The following is a 447-nucleotide window of genomic DNA, read 5'->3' on the forward strand; positions in this document are numbered from 1 at the left end:
CGGGGCGCTCGGTGCGACCTCCGGGCGCGCGACCGGCTCGGTCGGGGCACTCGGGGCGACCTCCGGGCGCGCGACCGGCTCGGTCGGGGCACTCGCGGCGGGTGGGGCCGGGACCTGCTCGGTGGTGCCCCCGTCGGGCGTCGCCACGGTCCCGGCAGCCCCGGAGGAGCCCTCGGGGCGGCGGAGCTGGCGGGTGGCCGGGTCCTTGCTGGCCTCGGCCGTGTCGATGACGCGGGCGTCCGGGGTGCCGGTGACGGTCCCGGTCTGCTCGGTGGGGACGGTCGGGCTGCTGGGCGGCGCGGTCGACGGGACCGGCGGGGCGGTGCTGACCGGGATGCCCCCGGGCGGGGTGCGGGCCTCGGTCGCCCCGTCGACGACGGGGGTACCGCCGGGCGGGGTCCGGACCTCGTCGGCGGTCGGTGCGTCGGCGGCCTCGGCGGGCGGCGC

The 447-nt window shown here is 82.1% G+C and carries 1 pseudogene; it reads right to left on the reverse strand.

What is annotated here, in order from left to right:
* Positions 1-447: pseudogene (locus GTW08_RS10700) on the reverse strand (signal recognition particle-docking protein FtsY); the annotation flags it as partial.

Source organism: Pseudonocardia sp. SID8383 (genome assembly GCF_009864975.1).
Classification (GTDB): domain Bacteria; phylum Actinomycetota; class Actinomycetes; order Mycobacteriales; family Pseudonocardiaceae; genus Pseudonocardia; species Pseudonocardia alni.